We start from the raw sequence: 17,103 nt of genomic DNA on the forward strand, positions 1-17,103 counted from the left end.
TTGAGCAACAGCAGAAGCTTGACCAGCAGGAACGGCAACAGTCGTTAGCGACTCGCGCAAATACGATTGCCGGTGGAGCAAACGTCCGAGCATATGACAGCGATTTACTCAAGATTGGCGTGGGTTCGAAAGCGACCGGTGCAAAATCCGTCGCGATCGGTACCGATTCAACCGCCTCCGGTGCCAATTCGGTCGCACTTGGTGCAGGTTCCGTAGCCGACCGCGACAACACGGTATCCGTCGGGCAACGAGGAAGTGAGCGTCAGATTGTGCATGTCGCCCCTGGCACGCAAGGTACCGACGCCGTGAACGTCGATCAACTGCACCTTGCGATGTCGAACGCCAACGCATACACGAACCAGCGTATCGGCGATCTGCAACAAGGCATCGCCGATGTGGCACGCGATGCGTATTCAGGCATCGCAGCCGCGACCGCGCTGACGATGATTCCCGACGTCGACCAGAACAAGGTCCTGTCGCTTGGCATAGGCGGTGCCGTCTACAAGGGCCAACGTGCTGTCTCCCTCGGGGGCACTGTCCGCGTCACCGAAAACCTGAAGATGCGGGCGGGCGTCGGCATCAGCGACGGCGGTAACGTCGCCGGCGTCGGCTTGAGTTATCAATGGTGATCTCATATGCAAAACCACGAAGCACACACGTCACTGAGGGCAGCAAAATAATGAAAATCGCCGTCTTTTTCACGATGTTCGTAGCATTTAGCCTAATCGGCTGTGGCAACGATGCGCGTAATATGTTCCCGACCAATGCCGATATCAACGTATCGGCCGAACACGACCCGCCTATATATATGGACGAGTTTAGCGAAATCGTTCGCTCGCTTTTCGGTGAGTGAATTGACCCTGAACCAGAATTAATCCCGGTTGGGAAGTGGAGATTTCCCGCTTGGTTGCGTTGTCAGGCGAGCCGGTTTCCCTTGCCTGACGGGCGAATTCGGCGGGCGTCATCCACTGCAATGCACGGGTGCGCAATCGATCGATTCACTTTATCTCAACAAACGCATCGCCTTCACCGCATCGAATTTCACAATGTCGTCAAACACCGATCGCGCATCTACCGAATCGCGGTCGCACCGGATCAGCAGCGTATATGCGACCGATAGGCCATCGAGCGCCAGTTCAGGATTCCATACCAGCAATTCGTGACGCCGAATCGGCTCGATCACGCTCCGTGCAAACGCGTCTGATATTGCGTACGTCCAATGCTCATTCACAAGCTCACATAACCGGATGCGTATCCACAGCCGCTGTTCAGCGCTCGACGCATGATCGATTGCATCCTGGATCGTGCGCAGCGCGTAATCCAGCTGTCCATCAACGGCGTACGATCTCGCACGCACTATAGCGTCGTCCGGGAAAACGTCGGAATCTTCGTCCTGCGCGCGATCCGGCTCGCCTATAACCGGCGTAATCGCGCAGTCCTGCTCGGCGGGCGCTGTCATACCGGCAAGCCACTCACGCGTCTCGTCGTTCGCAAACGATGAACCGTCCGCGAACTTCATCGCGTCGAGTCCGGGCATGCGCAAAAGCAGCGCGTGCGTCGTCGTCTCGACCTCCCGTCGCGCTGCGACTCCAGCATCGCCGATCCGCGAAAGCGCTCGCGCCGCGATGCGTTGCAAATCCAGCCAAAACGGAAACGCCTGCACCTGCTCTTCCACGAAGCGAACCGCATCGACGGGATCCCCGTGCAGATCAATTTCGTTCGCCGCCTCGACAACCTGCGCGCTCGGCGCCGCGACTCGCGTTCTGCCGTTATCTGTATCCGTGTCCGGCAACTCCTGTACATTCATCCAACAAGCGAACCGACGCATTCGAAAACTCATCACGTCGGTCCAATCAGCTTGCGAAAGCGCCGTAGCCAGACAATGGAGACGCGCAGCCACGTCGTCAATCGCATGCTCTCGATTGACTTCGCCCCCAAGCGACATCGATGCAAGCGACGCCGTAGGCTCTTCGGATTCAGCGGTAGCGACTTGCGGCAAACCATCGGTCAGCCGAGTTGACATTTCCGCCTCCGGTTCAGCGTCTGCGATAACTATTCCTTCTTCGGCCGTTTCACCCGAGTCTGACTCGACCGGCAATCGGTCAGCGAACGCGCGCACAGCACGCATCGTGGGTGCATCGTCGTCGCGATCGGCCAACAACGTGTCAATCCTTCTCGAATCTGAGCGTAGCTGCTCGATCAACTCAATCGGGTAGGCGACACCGTTCACTACGGATCCCGTTTCGAGCACCGCTTCTATGCGGTCGAGCAACCATTGCAGCGCACCTCGTCGCGCGCGCAGCCTCGACAACGGCGGAGACATCGCATCCCAGTGACATTCCACGAGATCTCCGACGATCGCTACACCGCACTGCAGCCCTGCTACGCCACCCACGTACAGCAGCGCACCTGCCAAATAGCAGCCAACAAGCAGATCTTTACCCTTGTTGGACAAAAGGTCTGCCGCGAGGCGCACAACAGCTTCCCAGTCAACCTGCGCACCCGCACCTGGCGACGTAAGCTTTCCGAGTTCCGCCTGCAGTGCATCAAAGCGCGCATCGTCGCGAATTCCGGCACCTTCCGGCTTCATCGGATCGATGTCTATGCGACCAAGCATGGTGAACATCTCTAAATTCACCGACATACGACCTCACCGGGAAACGAAACCGAACTGAATCGACATCGCTTGTTCATTCCCATACCGCCTCGACGTGCGCAACAGCGAAGTAATAACCAACGCCACGCTCCGTGCGGATCAGATCCGGAACCTTCGGATTCTTTTCGATCTTCTTGCGCAACCGCCAGATCAGCACGTCGATCGTTCGATCGAACACGTCATCGAACGCGCGCGTACACTCGAGCAATTGCGTACGTGTAAAGACGCGCGACGGTGAGCCAAGAAAAAACACCATCAGATTGAATTCGTTAACCGTCAGCGAGATTTCGCGTGTGTCACTTGCCGACAGTCGGCGCGTGTTCATGTTCAGCGTCCAGCCGTCGAAACGGTATGCACGTGGCCGCTTGCCGCGCCGCGTCGGCGTCGCCGCTAGCTCGGCACGGCGCCACAGCACACGCATCCGCGCGAGCACCTCGCGCAGCGAATACGGCTTCACAACATAGTCGTCCGCGCCGAATTCGAGGCCCATGATTCGATCAGCCTCTTCGCCACGCCCCGTCATGCAGATAAGCGGAAATCGATAGGAATCTCGCCAGCCCAAGAGCACGTCGATACCATCTCCGTCCGGCAAACCCAGATCGAGCAATACCATCTCGTAGTCACGCCGGCCAACCGCTTCCACAGCCGCGCCGGCAGTCCCGACGCCATCCACGGTCATCCCGTGGCCAGACAAGTAGTTGCAAAGCAGACGCCGCATCGGTTCGTCGTCTTCTACGACGAGCACCGTCGGTGATTTGGTCATGTTTATCATCCTATCTCCGGTACTGCCCCTTGCGCATCGCGTTCCGTCTCGCTTGATGCACTCGTTTTGCGCGCCGCAGGCAACATAAGCCTGAATCGGCTGCCTCTGCCCCGCCCAGTCTCGACCGCAATCTGTCCGCGATGCGCGATCGCCGCGCCCGCGACGATCGCAAGACCGAGTCCCGTCCCGGCTACCTCAGATCGGCTCGAAAAAAAGGGCTCAAATATCCTGTCGAGCGGCTCGACGTCGATGCCGCCACCGTTGTCGCTTACTTCGATCCAGACGCCCTCCGAAATTATCTGTTCGCCAATCACGACGTCAAACGCATCGGCAGCTGGCGCTCCGCTGTCGCCGACGCTTACCACGACTGTCGTACGTGCAGCACGAACCGCGTTATCGACTAGATTGAGAATAGCCCGTTCGATCTGACTGCGATCAGCAACGACGATGAGCCGCTCATCATCGCCGCAAACAATGATCTCAACATCACGTTTTGCTGCAACCTTCGCCGCCCCGACCGCTTCGGCGATGACCTCGGCGAGCCTCACCCTCGCCAACACGGGCTCGCCGCGCCGCGCGGCCAACAGGATTTGCTTCGTCAGGTCGCGGCCACGTTCGATCGCCTGATTAATCTCGCCAATCGACTCACTAACACGGTCGGCCGCTACGAGCTGCTCACTCGCATATTCGGCATAGCAGGCGATTGTCGTTAGAACGTTGTTGAAGTCATGGACGATACCGCCCGCAAAGAATCCAAGTGATTCGAAACGACGCGACCGGTCAATCTGCCGCGCGAGCCTTCTCCGCTCACCCGTCGCTATTGCGATACACATCGAGAGGATCACAACACCAATCAGATCCACCTGCAGCGCCCACACGCCATGACCGTCGTAATGGGACACGTATGGGCCACGCCCGCGGATGGTCATTGTGATCAGGCCAATCACTGCGCATGCGTTGAGCTTCGTCACGAGTGCGAGGCCACCTTCGAGCGCAGCCCAGCACAACGATAGCGCGAGCATCACACGCGCAATCTCGCCCTGATCGCTCCACAATTCGGCTACGCACAATACACCGACCATCGCGAGTGACGGCAACCAGTTTTGAGGCTTCGACCACGACACACGGAGCGCTTGCCACTTCCACATAAGCAGTGTCGGCAATACTGTCAGCAGCGCAAGCACATTGGCCACGTATGCGCGAGACCACTCATCGATAAAAACTCGACCGTCCAACCAAACGGACAGGATTGCCGCGGCGAGTGTTGCATGAATGGATGCCGTGGCAACGGGTAGCAACAGCAAAAACGTCGCGAAGCCGCGTAACGTGTCTACACAAACTTTGAATGAAATGTAGCGCCGCACAAACCATGCGCCGATCACCGCTTCGATCACGTTAATTGCCGCAAAGAGTACGTCTACAGGCCATGGCACCCAATCAAGCGATCCGGCAAACACCTGCGTGACGAATAGCAACATCACTCCGAGCCACCATGTCAACCTCCGCTCGCAGCCAAGCAACAGTGCGATGCCCAATACCGGCGCAGGCCAGATGATCGCTGACAGCGTCTGGTTGAGTGACGTACACGTGCCCGATCGCGATAGCAAATAATTCGCGCAGAAAAGCAGCATTAGTAACACCGCAGCATTCAGCGCGCCACCGTTCGAATAAGCACGATCAGTACGATAAAACATGGCACGAAGCATGCGAGCAATCCGCACATTCAATTTGTGTTGTCCCCCAGGAGCTTCGACTGATTTTTCGCACATAAAAATTCGAATTAATGCATTAGTAACGATCAAACAACACATCCCTCAATACATCACCCCATTCTAACCATAAATTACGCCATTATTTACAAATGCAATGCGAATGACACGCAATGACCAATACATGGGACTAGCATACTAACGACGGCTCCGCCGTTTCGTTGATACTCAATTCACACTTATCGAGTGCCCTTTCCCTTCTTATGCCAAAGCCGCGCCCAGTGCGCCGCGAGCAGGCTCGACTTGGCAATGACAACGCGGAGTATCACCATGACAACGAACGGGTCCGTCGCACCAAAGGAGCGGGTCAACATCGTCTACCGTCCTGCGACCGGCGATGCGAAAGCTGAAGTCGAGCTGCCGCTCAAGGTACTCGTGCTAGGCGAGTTCTCAACCGCGGACGACAAGCCGCAGCTCGAGGATGCCACTCCCATCAACATCGACAAGGACGACTTCAACGATGTTTTAAAAGCGCAGGGCCTGCGGCTCGCGCTAAGTGTCAAGAACTCGCTCGACGAGCAAGCGGGAGAAGGCGACCTCTTACCTGTTTCGCTGACGTTCGATTCGATCAACGATTTCTCGCCAGACGCGATCGTCGATAAGGTGCCAGAACTGAAGCGGTTGATCGCGCTGCGCGACGCGCTAAAGGCGTTGAAGGGGCCGCTTGGCAACATTCCCAGCTTTCGCAAGCGCATCCATGAGATCGTGACTGATAAGGCTGCGCGCACGCAGTTGCTCGCAGAACTCGATCTCGACGAAAAATGAACCCCGACACAGAACACACGACCATGGAAGGCGAACAACTGCAATCTCCCGCGGCTGAAGACGCACCGGGTGCCTCGGCGTCCGGGGCGCCGACACCCGATGCCTCCGTATCGCTGCTCGACGAACTGATCGAGGCTGCGCGCGTAAAGCGCGACGAGGACGCCTATTCGATTACGCGCCACGGCATCCAGGCGTTCATTTCGCATCTCACGACGCCCAAGCGCCCCATCGAAACGGTAAGCCAGGCGATAACCGACGACATGATCGCCGAGATTGACCGCAAGCTTTGCCGGCAAGTCGACGCGATCCTGCATCACCCGGATTTCCAGAAGCTCGAATCGACGTGGCGATCGCTGAAATTTCTCGTCGATCGCACCGACTTCCGCGAGAACATCAGGATCCAGTTTTTAGACGTCGGCAAGGATGCGCTCCTCGACGACTTCCAGGATTCGCCGGACATCACGAAATCAGGTCTGTATCAGAAGGTCTACACAGCCGAGTACGGCCAGTTCGGTGGCCAGCCTATCGGCGCGATTGTCGCGAACTACACGTTTGGTCCGGGCGCGCAGGACGTCAAGCTGTTGCAGTACGTTGCGAGCACGTCGGCGATGGCACACACGCCATTCGTCGCGGCCGCTGGCCCCGCTTTCTTCGGCATCGATTCATTCGGAAAGCTGCCGAACGTGAAGGACCTCTCGTCGCTGTTCGAGGGGCCGCAATTCACCAAGTGGAATGCATTTCGCGAGAGCGAAGACGCGCGCTATGTCGGGCTCGCGCTCCCCAGATTCCTGTTGCGTCTGCCGTACGGCTCGAACACATCCCCCGCCAAACGCTTCAATTACGAGGAGCGCGTCGACGGCGGTGATGCAGACTTTCTGTGGGGCAACGCAGCGTTCGCCTTCGCGACCCGGCTTACCGCGAGCTTCGCCGATTACCGCTGGTGTGCGAACGTGATCGGCCCCCAGGGCGGCGGCACGGTGGCCGACCTGCCGCTTTACGCGTACGAAGCGATGGGGGAAATCCAGAACAAGATTCCGACCGACGTGCTAATTTCCGAGCGCCGAGAATTCGAGCTCGCCGAGCAGGGGTTCATCGCACTGACGATGCGCAAGCACAGCGACAACGCCGCGTTTTTCTCCGCGAATTCCGCGCAGAAGCCGAAGTTCTTCGGCATCAGCAAGGAAGGCAAGGAGGCGGAACTCAATTACCGGCTCGGCACGCAACTGCCGTATATCTTCGTGATCAACCGGCTCGCGCACTACATCAAGGTGATCCAGCGCGAAAATATCGGCACATGGAAGGAGCGTGGCGATCTCGAGCGTGAGCTCAATCAGTGGATCCGCCAGTATGTCGCGGACATGGACAACCCCACCGAAGGCGTGCGCAGCCGCAGGCCACTGCGGCAAGCGGAAATCTTCGTGGAGGACGTTGAAGGCGAGCCCGGCTGGTATCGCGTAAACATGAGGGTCCGGCCGCACTTCAAATATATGGGCGCATCGTTCACGCTGTCACTCGTCGGCAAGCTGGAGAAGCGCTGATGGGGAGTTGGCTGACGCAAAGGCGCGCGTCGCCGATGATTCATCGGTGACGTTTCCATATCGCGTCGATACGGAAATCAAACCCACCCCGCTGAACGTTGTTTCATGTCTGCGACGATCGTTGTCGCATCGCAACCCCATCGTCAACCCGGCGCGCGCCCATTGAGCCGCGCCGCAATTCAGGGAGAAATGCATCATGCCGATGCCGTGCTATCTCACGCTCGAAGGCCAGAATCAAGGAAAAATCGAAGGTTCAGTCGAGGTCAGCGGACACGAGGGCAAGATTCTCGTGCAGGCCGTCGACCATCCCATCGAGATCCCGAAAAGTCCGCAAACGGGTTTGCCGACCGGAAAACGTATCCATTTCCCACTCAAGCTGACAAAGGAGCTCGATAAGTCGTCGCCGAAGTTGTCCCAGGCGCTCGCCTCAGGCGAACAGATGAAGTCCGTCGTCCTCGAGTTTTACCGGATCACGAAGGAAGGGAGGGAGGAAAAGTACTACACGATCAAACTCGAGAACGCGATCGTGATGAGCATCAAAGCATGGACACCCAACTGCCTCGACCAAGAGAATCAGCAATTCGGTCACATGGAGGACGTGTCATTTACTTACGAAAAGATCACGTGGACGTACGAACCAGACGGCATCGAGGCCGAAGACTCGTGGTCCAAGCCAAAGGTGTGAACGGGCATAGCACACTCGGCCGTTCGGCGAGCACATACCGACTGCTTGAGCGGATCGCGCACTGGGAGGCCGGCGGCGAGCACAGCTGCTTCCCTCGCGTCGATGTGCTCGCGCACTCGGTGCTCGATCACCTGCGCCGCATCCTGAACACGCGGCAAGGCCACGTCCCCATCGATCCGGCGTTCGGTGTGCCGGACTTCACGAATCTCGCGGGCGGCCTTGCGCAAGGGTCTGTCCGTGAGATCGAGCGGCAGATCGAGTGCGTGATCACGCGTTACGAACCGCGGCTCAAGTCGCCACGCGTCGTGCTCGCCGATCGGTCACCCGACGTGGCGATGTTGCATTTCAACCTCGACGCGCGGCTCATGCTGGATAAGCGCGAGATTCCCGCCCGTTTTCTCACGACAGTCAGCGGCAACGGAAAAGTCGATATCCGAACGATTTCCTGAACACACGCGGTTTTCGCCGCGTATCCATATGGCCACCATCACGCTGAATCGCTATTACGAGGACGAATTGTTCCGGCTGCGCGAGCTAACCGCCGAATTCGGCCGCGCTAACCCTTTGCTCGCGCCAATGCTCGGCGCGCCGTCGGACGACCCGGATGTCGAGCGTCTGCTTGAGGGTGTTGCGTTCCTCACGGGGCTTACGCGGCAAAAGCTCGACGACGGCTTTCCGGAGTTGGTTCAGGAGCTAGCAAACCTGCTGTTTCCGCATTACCTGCGCCCGATTCCAGCCGCCACGCTGATGGCCTTCGAACCGCAGGGCGCGCTGCTCGAGCGCGCAACCGTCGCGGCTGGCACGGAAATTGAGTCGACGCCGGTCGATGGCTTCTGCTGCCGTTTCCGCACTTGCGACGATCTCTCCGTCGAACCGATCGCGCTCGCCGACTGCAGGCTTGTCGCATCCGGACGCGACTCCGGACGCGACAAGCCCGTGCTGCGGCTCGATTTCGAAATGCTCGGCATCGACGCAAGCGAATGGGACGCGACGCGCATCCGCCTGTTCATCGACGGCGAGCGTGCGCAGGCGAGCAAATTGTTCCTGCTGCTAATGCGTCATGTGACCTCGGTTGACGTGACGCCCGGTCCGCCCGACCGGCCCGGTCCGCGCGTCACACTCGGCCGCGAAGCACTGCGGATGGACGGTTTCGACGACAGTCTGTTCCCGTTTCCGGATCGCGCGTTTCCGGGTTTCCGGTTGCTGCAGGAATACTTCTCGTTCGCGGAGAAATTCCTGTTCGTCGAGCTGACCGGCCTCGAATCCTGGACAGTCGGACGCACGGGAACCCAGTTCAGCGTGTGGCTCGCGCTCGACAGCGTGCCCGAGTGGGTGCCGAACGTCGATCGTGACAGCTTCAAACTAAACGTCGTCACTGCGCTGAACCTGTTCCCACACGAAGCGGTACCGATCCAGCACGAGCATCGCGTGACCGACTACCAACTGCAGCCGGAAGGCGACGCCCACGATCATTGCCGTATATTCTCGGTCGATCGCGTCGTCGGCTACCGGCCCGGTAATCCGGTCGAGCGGCACTACGTTCCGTTCGGCTTCGCTGGCGACGATGCCGCCAGCTACCGGCTTATTCGACGCGCTTCGATCGCTGGGCACGTACATGATGTCCATCTGGCGATCGCGTATCCGGGCGGCGAGGCGCTCGCGACAGAGACGCTGTCGATTACTTTGTCATGCACCAACGGCCACTTGCCAGCACGGTTAAAGGTTGGCGACGTGTGCCGCCCGACCGACAGCTCGCCCGAGCGCTTCGCATTTCGCAACATCGCGCCCGTGACGCCACAGCGTGATCCACCGCTCGGCGAATCACTGCTATGGCGGACGATCGGCCATCTCGCGCTGAATTTTCTGTCGCTCGGGAACCGTGACAATCTGAAGCGAATGCTTGAGCTGCATGCGTTCGACGAACGCGATGATCGCGCGCGCGCGCAATCCGACCGCCGCCGCATCGACGGCATCGAAACCGTGGACGTCCGACCGGAGACGCGCATCGTCAGCGAACGGCTGCTGAGCGGACAACACATTCGACTTCGCTGCAACGCCGATGCATTCGGTGGCGTCGGCGAGCTGTTTCTCTTCGGCTGTGTGCTGGAGCACTTTCTATCCGACTACGCGGCAATCAACACATACACGCGCGTCGAGATCGACGAATCGCACAACGGCGAGCGCTTCGCATGGCCGCCTAGAATGGGGGCGCAATGCCTGCTCTAGAACCCGTCCTGCTTGGTGAGGCGAAGCACTTCGCCTATTTCCAGGCGATTCGACTGCTGCGACGTATCGTGCGCGAACGGCGCGGCGACGGCGACGCGTGTGGGCGAACGGCACCGATGCCGATCGACACACGGCCGAACCTGAGCCTGTCGTTTCCGGACACCGACATTGAGCGCATCAACAAGACCGAAAATGGCGGCTACCAGGTCGTCGCGAATTTCTTCGGTCTGTACGGCGTATCATCTCCGCTGCCGACGTTCTATACCGAAGACCTCATCGACGAAGCGTTCAAGGGCCGCCACGCGGCTCGACGCTTACTCGACCTACTGCACCGGATGCTCTATCCGCTGCTGTTCGACGCGTGGCTCAAATACCGCCTGTCGCTACGAATCGTCGAGGAGCGAGACGCGAGCGCGCTGCGGCCGCTGTACGCGCTCGTAGGCGTCGACGCGCAAACGGCTCGCCGCGCAGGCCCATATGCGCGTGACCTGCTCCGCTACGTCGGCCTGTTGGGCCAGCGACCGCGCTCCGCGCTCGGGCTGCGCACGCTACTCGCCGACGCATTTGCGCCGGCGACAGTCGAGATCGACCAATGCGTGCCGCAATGGCTGCCGATCCCAGACGATCAGCGCACCCGAGTCGGTGCACATGCGCATCGAATCGGCATCGACTCTCGCGTCGGCGTACGGATCCGCGATAGCGGTCAGCGGCTGCGAATCGTGCTGAGCGATGTGCCCGGTCCGCTGTTCCGACAATTGATGCCCGGTCGCGACGCGTTCGCCCGATTGCGGTTCCTGACACGATTTTTCCTAACGCAACCGTTCATCGTCGACATCGTGGTCAGCGTGCGCGCGGGTGACGCACAGCCCGCGCGTTGCGGCGGCGAAGCATGGGCAAGCGTCGGGCTCGATGCGTGGCTCGGCGGACCGACGACCGAACGCTCGGCGTCGCCGGAATTTCGACTTCCGCCCTCCCTCTTTGATCAAGCGAGACCCCATCATGATGGTTGACCTGAAACCGTTGATCGAACAGCTCAACCCCTATTGCCGGACATCGCTCGAAAGCGCAGTCGGCTCGTGTGTCGCGCGCCGGCACTGCGACATCACCGTAGAGCACCTGCTCGTCAAGCTGTGCGACGAGTCGGCTGCCGATGCGACCCTACTGCTGCGCGCGCACGACGTCGACGTCGCCCTCTTGCGCAGGCAGACTAATGCTGCACTCGATGCGTTGCCGATCGGAAACGGCGACCGCCCCGCATTTGCGCGATCGCTCATCGAGCTGTTACAGGACGCGTGGCTCATCGCATCGCTCGAACTCGGACAAGCCAAAATTCGCTCAGCAGCCGTGCTCGCAGCTGCTGTCGCGCGCGCTGCGCGGCAACCGTCATCGAGCAACGACGACGTGCTGAAGTCGCTGCGCAAAGATTCGCTGCTCGCTCAATTCGGCGATGTTTGCGCACAATCCGCGGAATCGACTCGGTCGAACATGGCCGATGCCAAGTTGGAACGCACGGGAGACGCGCAAAGTGCGATCGCCCGCTACTGTGAGGACCTCACCGAGAAGGCGCGTGCCGGTCGGATCGACCCCGTGTTCGGCCGCGACGCCGAAATTCGTCAGATCGTCGACATCCTGGCCCGACGGCGCAAGAACAATCCGGTATGCGTCGGCGAGCCGGGCGTCGGCAAGACGGCCGTAGTCGAAGGGCTCGCGCTGCGAATCGTCGAAGGCGACGTGCCGACTTCGCTGCGGAATACAACACTGCTCGGGCTCGATCTCGGGCTCATGCAGGCCGGAGCGAGCGTCAAGGGCGAATTCGAACAGCGGCTGAAAGACGTGATGACCGAGATCAATGCGTCCGAGACGCCCGTGGTGCTGTTCATTGACGAAGCACACACGCTGATCGGCGCGGGCGGCCAGGCCGGCACGTCCGATGCAGCGAATTTGCTGAAGCCGGCGCTCGCGCGCGGCGAGCTGCGTACAATCGCGGCCACAACGTGGAGCGAATATAAAAAATATTTCGAGAAAGACGCGGCGCTTGCGCGTCGCTTCCAGCCGGTGAAGCTCGACAGTCCCGACGTCGCAACAGCGGTGCTGATCCTACGCGGGCTAAAGGACCGCTATCAGGACGCGCACGGCGTGACGATCCTTGATGACGCGCTCGTCGCGGCCGCAGAACTATCCGACCGCTACATCACCGGCCGGCAACTTCCGGACAAGGCAATCGATCTGCTCGACACGGCTTGCGCGCGCGTGAAAACCCGGCAGCAGACGAAGCCCACCGCGCTTGAAGATGCAGAGCGGGCGATTCAGGCACTCGAGCGCGAGCGTCGTTCGCTGCAGGACGACCTCGATGGTCGACGGTCAGCGGATGGGCCTCGTTTTGCCGAGATTGCCGACGAACTCGTTATGCTGTCGGCACGCGCTGACACCCTGCGTCATGCATGGGCCGCGCAATGCGACGCGGCGCGCACGCTCATCGGCGCGCGCAATGCGTATCGAGCAATGCCCCACGAGGACGCCGCCGCGAGCAAGCAGGCCGAACGGACGCTCGCCGACGCGATCTGTCATTTCGCCCATACGCAACGCGACGGAGCGCTCGTACAGATCGACGTCTGTCCCGAGGTGATCGCCGACGTCGTATCGGACTGGACCGGCATCGCTGCCGGCAAGATCCGGGGCGACCGTGCGGATGTGATGCTACGGCTCGCCGACACGCTAAAGCGCCGTATCCGTGGCCAGGGCCCCGCGCTCGAGCAGATCGCGGAAGCAGTCAGGATGGGCACGGTCGGCCTACACGATCCACGTCGCCCGCTTGGCGTGTTCCTGCTCGCCGGGCCGTCGGGCGTCGGCAAGACTGAGACTGCACTCGCCGTCGCCGATGCGCTGTTCGGCGACGAGCGCTCGATCGTCGTTGTCAACATGAGCGAGCTCCAGGAACGGCACGACGTCAGCCGGTTGATCGGCTCGCCCCCAGGCTATGTCGGCTATGGCGAAGGTGGGCGGCTGACCGAGGCCGTGCGGCAGCGGCCCTATTCGGTCGTGCTGCTCGACGAAGTCGAGAAGGCACATCCGGACGTATTGAACCTGTTCTACCAAGTCTTCGACAAGGGCACGCTATCAGACGGTGAAAGCAAGGAAGTCGACTTCGCGAATACGGTTATCTTCCTGACGTCGAATCTTGGCGCGGACACGATCGCCGATCTCGACGCAACCACCAGTCGGCCGGACGCGACAACGATGCTCGCCGCAATCCGTCCGACGCTGTCGTGCCACTTCAAGCCCGCGCTGCTCGCGCGGATGACCGTAATCCCGTATGCGACGCTCGCGCCGAACGTGCTTGGCGACGTCGTTCGACTGAAACTGGAACGCATCGCGGCGCGCGTTTCCATACAGCATTCGATGCGCCTCGTCTACGACGACACCGTGGTCGCGCACGTCGCCGCTCGCTGTACCGAAGTCGAGACGGGCGCGCGCAACGTCGATTTCATCCTGCAGCGACATGTGCTGCCGACTCTCGCACAGCAGATCCTTGTGCGTGCGGATAACTCGACGCCGGCGGCCGAAATTCGTCTCACCGTCGCAGAAGACGGCCGCTTCGATATCTCGTTTACCGAACACGCTTCGCAATAACGTCGTCACGCAATCCAGGAATCCAAATGGCCAAGCCTATCCGAAGAGACTCGTCCAAGGCTTTCCCCAAAAGCTTGCCCGAAGCTACCCCAAAAGGCCCTGCAAGCGACGCGCGCGAGAACCCACGACGTTTCGATTTCGTCAGCGAAGCATACGACGAGGCGATGTTCGAGGTGGTCAAGATGACCGGCCGCGAAGCGATTTCGCAGCCGTATCGGTTCGAGCTGACACTCTTGAGCTCTGAGCCAGGGATTGAGTTCAGGAAGATGCTGAGCAGCCCGGCGACCCTAACGATCCGCCCGCCGTACGGCGACACCGGTACGACACCCTATTCCGGCGTGCTCGCAGAATTCGAGCAACTGAACGGTTTTCGTAACTATACCGTGTATCGCGCGGTGCTCGTGTCGCGTTTATGGCGGCTATCGCAGTACCGACTATCGGACGTCTACCTGAACGAGCAAACGATCCCGGATATCGTAAAGAAAGTGCTGCGCACCGCATCGTTCGGCAGCCGCGACTATCGTTTCCGGCACGGCAGCAGCTACCGAAAGCGCAGCTTTGTCTGCCAGTATGACGAGAGCTATTTCGACTTCGTTTCGCGCTGGCTGGAAAATGAAGGCATCTACTACTACTTTGAGCAGGACACCCGACGCGACACGCTCGTGCTCGTCGACGATCGACGGTATCAGCCAGGGCCGGCCGACGATCTCACCGTCCGTTATGCGCCCCCGACAGAGCTTGACGCGGGAATCGAATCGAACCGCGTGCAGGCGTTTGCATGCCGCGAAAAACCGTTGCCGCGCGAAGTCGTGCTGCGGGACTTCAACTACCGGAAAGCCGATCTACCGCTCGAAGTGCGCGCGGGCGTGTCACGCGACGGCTTCGGTGAATTCGTGCCGAGCGGCGAGAGCTTCCATACGAAAGAAGAAGGCCAACGCTATGCAAAGCTGCGTGCCGAAGCGTTGCTTTGCGAAGGCCGCCAGTTCGTCGGCGAAGCGACAGCAACCGGCATGCGCGCCGGGCGCGTCATCTCGTTTTCCGGCCACTATCGCGCCGACTTCGACGACCGCTATCTGTTAACCGAGATTTCGCACTTCGGCTCGCAGGCGGGTCTGCTGTTCCCGAACTGTGACACGCCGTTCGGCTTCACCGATGGCGACGTCGTCTACCACAACGAATTTCGCGCGATTCAGGCTGACGTCCAGTACCGACCGCCGCGTACAACACCGAAACCACACGCGACTGGCGTCGTCAGCGCAATCGTCGACGGCGAAGGTCGCGGCAAGGTTGCCGAACTCGACGAATACGGACAGTACAAAGTGCGCTTCCCGTTCGCGCACACCGCTCATCGGGCGAACAAAGGCTCCGCCCGAATCCGGATGGCTACGCCCTACTCCGGACACGATCGCGGGATGCATATGCCGCTCCTCAAGCACACCGAGGTGAAGATCGCTTTCGATGGCGGCGACCCCGATCGCCCCATTATCGTCGGCGCGGTGCCGAACTCCACACACAAAAACGTCGTCACACGCAAGAACCCGTCCGCTCACCGAATAGTGACCGAGCACAATCAGCTTCACATGAAGGACGGCAGTGACGCTGCGACGTGGCTACACGCTCCGAATAACAACATTGGGATCGGTGCGGTCGGCCCCACCGATGGCCTGGCGCTGCTCACGGCCGGCAATAAGTTCGACTTCTCGCTCGGCAACGCATACAGCATCGCGGGCGGGCTGAAGTGCTCAGTATCGATGGGTGGAAACACCGACGTCTACGTCGGCGTGCGTAACAGCTTCGATGTCAGTGCGAATTTCCGAACGTCGTTGCAGGGCGATCTGCGTTGGATGCTGCCCGGCAGCCTGACCCACGAAATTAATGACAGCGCGTCGAATCTTCTGCAAACGCTGCACAAGCAGTCGGCAACGCATGCGATCCGGCTATCCGCGGGTCAGCAAATCGAAGCCGCGACCGCGCAAAAGCTGCTCGACAAGGTCAAAGCCATACTGAAGAAGTTCATAGTCACGTCTGGCATTGTGAACGTCACCTCTGCGAGCGCCACTGCAGGGGTCGTCAAGGGCGGTGCGATTGCCGGTCTGCCGTGGGCAAACTTTGGCGTGTCCGCCGGTCAGTTCATCGGCACAACAGCCGCCAACACCGCACTGATGGCTACGGCCCGCATGCTACTGACGAACGTCGCAAAAGCGCAGGCGGCGCTACCGCTCGTGGCCGATCTATCGCTAGGCAAGCACGGAATCGGTCTCGCGGCTAAGAACCTGACCCATGCGACGCGGATGTCACTCGGCGTCGACGGCGTAGCATGGTCGGTGAAAGGGCCGGGCGCGGTCGACGTCGCGATGAGTCTCAGCGAAGGCCGCTGGGGCGTCGAGTCGGCGAAGCACGCGCACGTCCACGCCAACGATACGGTGCTGTTGGCGGTGCCTGCCGATCCGTCCATCAAGTCCGATCTGAAAAACCTGATTGATCTTCGCCAAGATCTCGACTGTTCCCTCAAGGACATCGCCGATCTTGAGGCGGAACTCTCGGAGAACGACGTCCTGTCATCGAACCAGAATGCGTCCGGTTTGAGCGCGGCCACGCCGGCCCAACCATCGCCGGGCGATGCCGTCATGGCGGCCAAGATCAAGGCGAAAGAAGTGGCGCTGAAAGCCAAGGTGGCTGAGCTGAAAGCAAAGAAGATGCTCGTTGCGCAGAAAATCGACAGTCTGCATAAGATGTACGCCAAGCACATGAGCGCCGTGCGGATGAGCGCATCAGACGCGGAGCTCTGTTTCAAAGGCAACAAACTTGTCGCGACCGACGAAGGGCTGACGCTCGAGCATGCGCAAGGCAAGACGAAGCTCGACATCCGCGAAGCGAAGATCGGCATCGTAGCAGGCAAATCGAACGTCGAGATCGACGAAGGAAAGATTGCCATCGAATGCAGGTCCGCTTCAGCTCAGATCAACGGCGACGGAGCCGTCAACGTTCGCGGGACAAACCTCAAATTCAGCGGCAGTGCGTCGGTCAAGATCGATGGCCAGCTGATCCAGCTGGGCTGACGCGTAGCATTC

Annotated in this window: 13 protein-coding genes; 10 read left to right on the forward strand and 3 right to left on the reverse strand. The window is 60.1% G+C overall.

The window, feature by feature from the left end; genetic code table 11:
• Positions 1-629 (forward strand): YadA family autotransporter adhesin (locus VL15_RS20760; RefSeq protein WP_048248202.1); only part of this gene is annotated, 629 nt, incomplete at its 5' end.
• A gap of 50 nt (positions 630-679) precedes the next feature.
• Positions 680-853, forward strand: coding sequence for a hypothetical protein (locus VL15_RS42060; protein ID WP_155420266.1), 174 nt, complete (start codon positions 680-682; stop codon positions 851-853).
• Positions 854-1,003: 150 nt separating this feature from the next.
• Here VL15_RS42060 and tssA read toward each other — a convergent pair whose 3' ends face one another.
• The 3 genes from tssA to VL15_RS20775 all read right to left on the reverse strand — a co-directional run bounded on the left by tssA (position 1,004) and on the right by VL15_RS20775 (position 5,188).
• Entirely contained in the window at positions 1,004-2,626 is a 1,623-nt protein-coding gene (gene tssA, locus VL15_RS20765) for a type VI secretion system protein TssA (protein ID WP_230684492.1), read from the reverse strand.
• A 64-nt stretch (positions 2,627-2,690) separates the two neighbouring features.
• The gene (locus VL15_RS20770) at positions 2,691-3,428 is read right to left on the reverse strand and encodes a response regulator transcription factor (protein WP_080970895.1); all 738 of its coding nucleotides are present in this window, start codon (positions 3,426-3,428) and stop codon (positions 2,691-2,693) included.
• Positions 3,425-5,188 (reverse strand): ATP-binding protein, encoded by a 1,764-nt coding sequence (locus VL15_RS20775; RefSeq protein ID WP_053077684.1) that lies wholly within the window; start codon positions 5,186-5,188, stop codon positions 3,425-3,427. Before VL15_RS20775 ends, VL15_RS20770 begins: the two co-directional genes overlap by 4 nt.
• A gap of 270 nt (positions 5,189-5,458) precedes the next feature.
• On the opposite strand from VL15_RS20775, the gene tssB reads away from it, so the two are divergent.
• The 8 genes from tssB (at position 5,459) to VL15_RS20815 (ending at position 17,091) form a co-directional block, all read left to right on the forward strand.
• Positions 5,459-5,953: a type VI secretion system contractile sheath small subunit gene (gene tssB, locus VL15_RS20780; protein WP_048248204.1), complete on the forward strand. Its 495-nt coding sequence runs from the start codon at positions 5,459-5,461 to the stop codon at positions 5,951-5,953.
• The gene (gene tssC, locus VL15_RS20785) at positions 5,950-7,491 is read left to right on the forward strand and encodes a type VI secretion system contractile sheath large subunit (RefSeq protein WP_080970896.1); all 1,542 of its coding nucleotides are present in this window, start codon (positions 5,950-5,952) and stop codon (positions 7,489-7,491) included. The genes tssB and tssC overlap by 4 nt, the downstream gene beginning before the upstream one ends.
• 196 nt (positions 7,492-7,687) lie before the next feature.
• Positions 7,688-8,176 carry an Hcp family type VI secretion system effector gene (locus VL15_RS43230; RefSeq protein ID WP_048248188.1) on the forward strand — a complete coding sequence of 163 codons (489 nt, stop codon included), beginning with the start codon at positions 7,688-7,690 and terminating at the stop codon, positions 8,174-8,176.
• Positions 8,173-8,625, forward strand: a complete 453-nt coding sequence (gene tssE, locus VL15_RS20795; RefSeq protein ID WP_048248189.1) for a type VI secretion system baseplate subunit TssE — start codon at positions 8,173-8,175, stop codon at positions 8,623-8,625. Before VL15_RS43230 ends, tssE begins: the two co-directional genes overlap by 4 nt.
• Positions 8,626-8,653: 28 nt before the next feature.
• The gene (gene tssF, locus VL15_RS20800) at positions 8,654-10,402 is read left to right on the forward strand and encodes a type VI secretion system baseplate subunit TssF (protein WP_048248190.1); all 1,749 of its coding nucleotides are present in this window, start codon (positions 8,654-8,656) and stop codon (positions 10,400-10,402) included.
• Entirely contained in the window at positions 10,390-11,412 is a 1,023-nt protein-coding gene (tssG, locus tag VL15_RS20805) for a type VI secretion system baseplate subunit TssG (RefSeq protein ID WP_048248191.1), read from the forward strand. Before tssF ends, tssG begins: the two co-directional genes overlap by 13 nt.
• Positions 11,399-14,032 carry a type VI secretion system ATPase TssH gene (gene tssH, locus VL15_RS20810; protein WP_048248205.1) on the forward strand — a complete coding sequence of 878 codons (2,634 nt, stop codon included), beginning with the start codon at positions 11,399-11,401 and terminating at the stop codon, positions 14,030-14,032. The genes tssG and tssH overlap by 14 nt, the downstream gene beginning before the upstream one ends.
• Positions 14,033-14,058: 26 nt before the next feature.
• On the forward strand, positions 14,059-17,091 hold the full coding sequence (locus VL15_RS20815) for a type VI secretion system Vgr family protein (protein WP_080970897.1): 3,033 nt from the start codon (positions 14,059-14,061) through the stop codon (positions 17,089-17,091).
• The last annotated feature ends 12 nt before the right edge of the window (positions 17,092-17,103 follow it).

Source organism: Burkholderia cepacia (assembly GCF_001039005.1).
Lineage (GTDB): Bacteria > Pseudomonadota > Gammaproteobacteria > Burkholderiales > Burkholderiaceae > Burkholderia > Burkholderia theae.

Excerpts from the sequence above, each read along its gene's own strand:
- VL15_RS42060 (WP_155420266.1), top strand. The coding sequence starts at position 680 with ATGAAAATCGCCGTCTTTTTCACGATGTTCGTAGCATTTAGCCTAATC.
- tssA (WP_230684492.1), bottom strand. The coding sequence starts at position 2,626 with ATGTTCACCATGCTTGGTCGCATAGACATCGATCCGATGAAGCCGGAA.
- VL15_RS20770 (WP_080970895.1), bottom strand. The coding sequence starts at position 3,428 with ATGATAAACATGACCAAATCACCGACGGTGCTCGTCGTAGAAGACGAC.
- VL15_RS20775 (WP_053077684.1), bottom strand. The coding sequence starts at position 5,188 with ATGTGCGAAAAATCAGTCGAAGCTCCTGGGGGACAACACAAATTGAAT.
- tssB (WP_048248204.1), top strand. The coding sequence starts at position 5,459 with ATGACAACGAACGGGTCCGTCGCACCAAAGGAGCGGGTCAACATCGTC.
- tssC (WP_080970896.1), top strand. The coding sequence starts at position 5,950 with ATGAACCCCGACACAGAACACACGACCATGGAAGGCGAACAACTGCAA.
- VL15_RS43230 (WP_048248188.1), top strand. The coding sequence starts at position 7,688 with ATGCCGATGCCGTGCTATCTCACGCTCGAAGGCCAGAATCAAGGAAAA.
- tssF (WP_048248190.1), top strand. The coding sequence starts at position 8,654 with ATGGCCACCATCACGCTGAATCGCTATTACGAGGACGAATTGTTCCGG.
- tssG (WP_048248191.1), top strand. The coding sequence starts at position 10,390 with ATGCCTGCTCTAGAACCCGTCCTGCTTGGTGAGGCGAAGCACTTCGCC.
- VL15_RS20815 (WP_080970897.1), top strand. The coding sequence starts at position 14,059 with ATGGCCAAGCCTATCCGAAGAGACTCGTCCAAGGCTTTCCCCAAAAGC.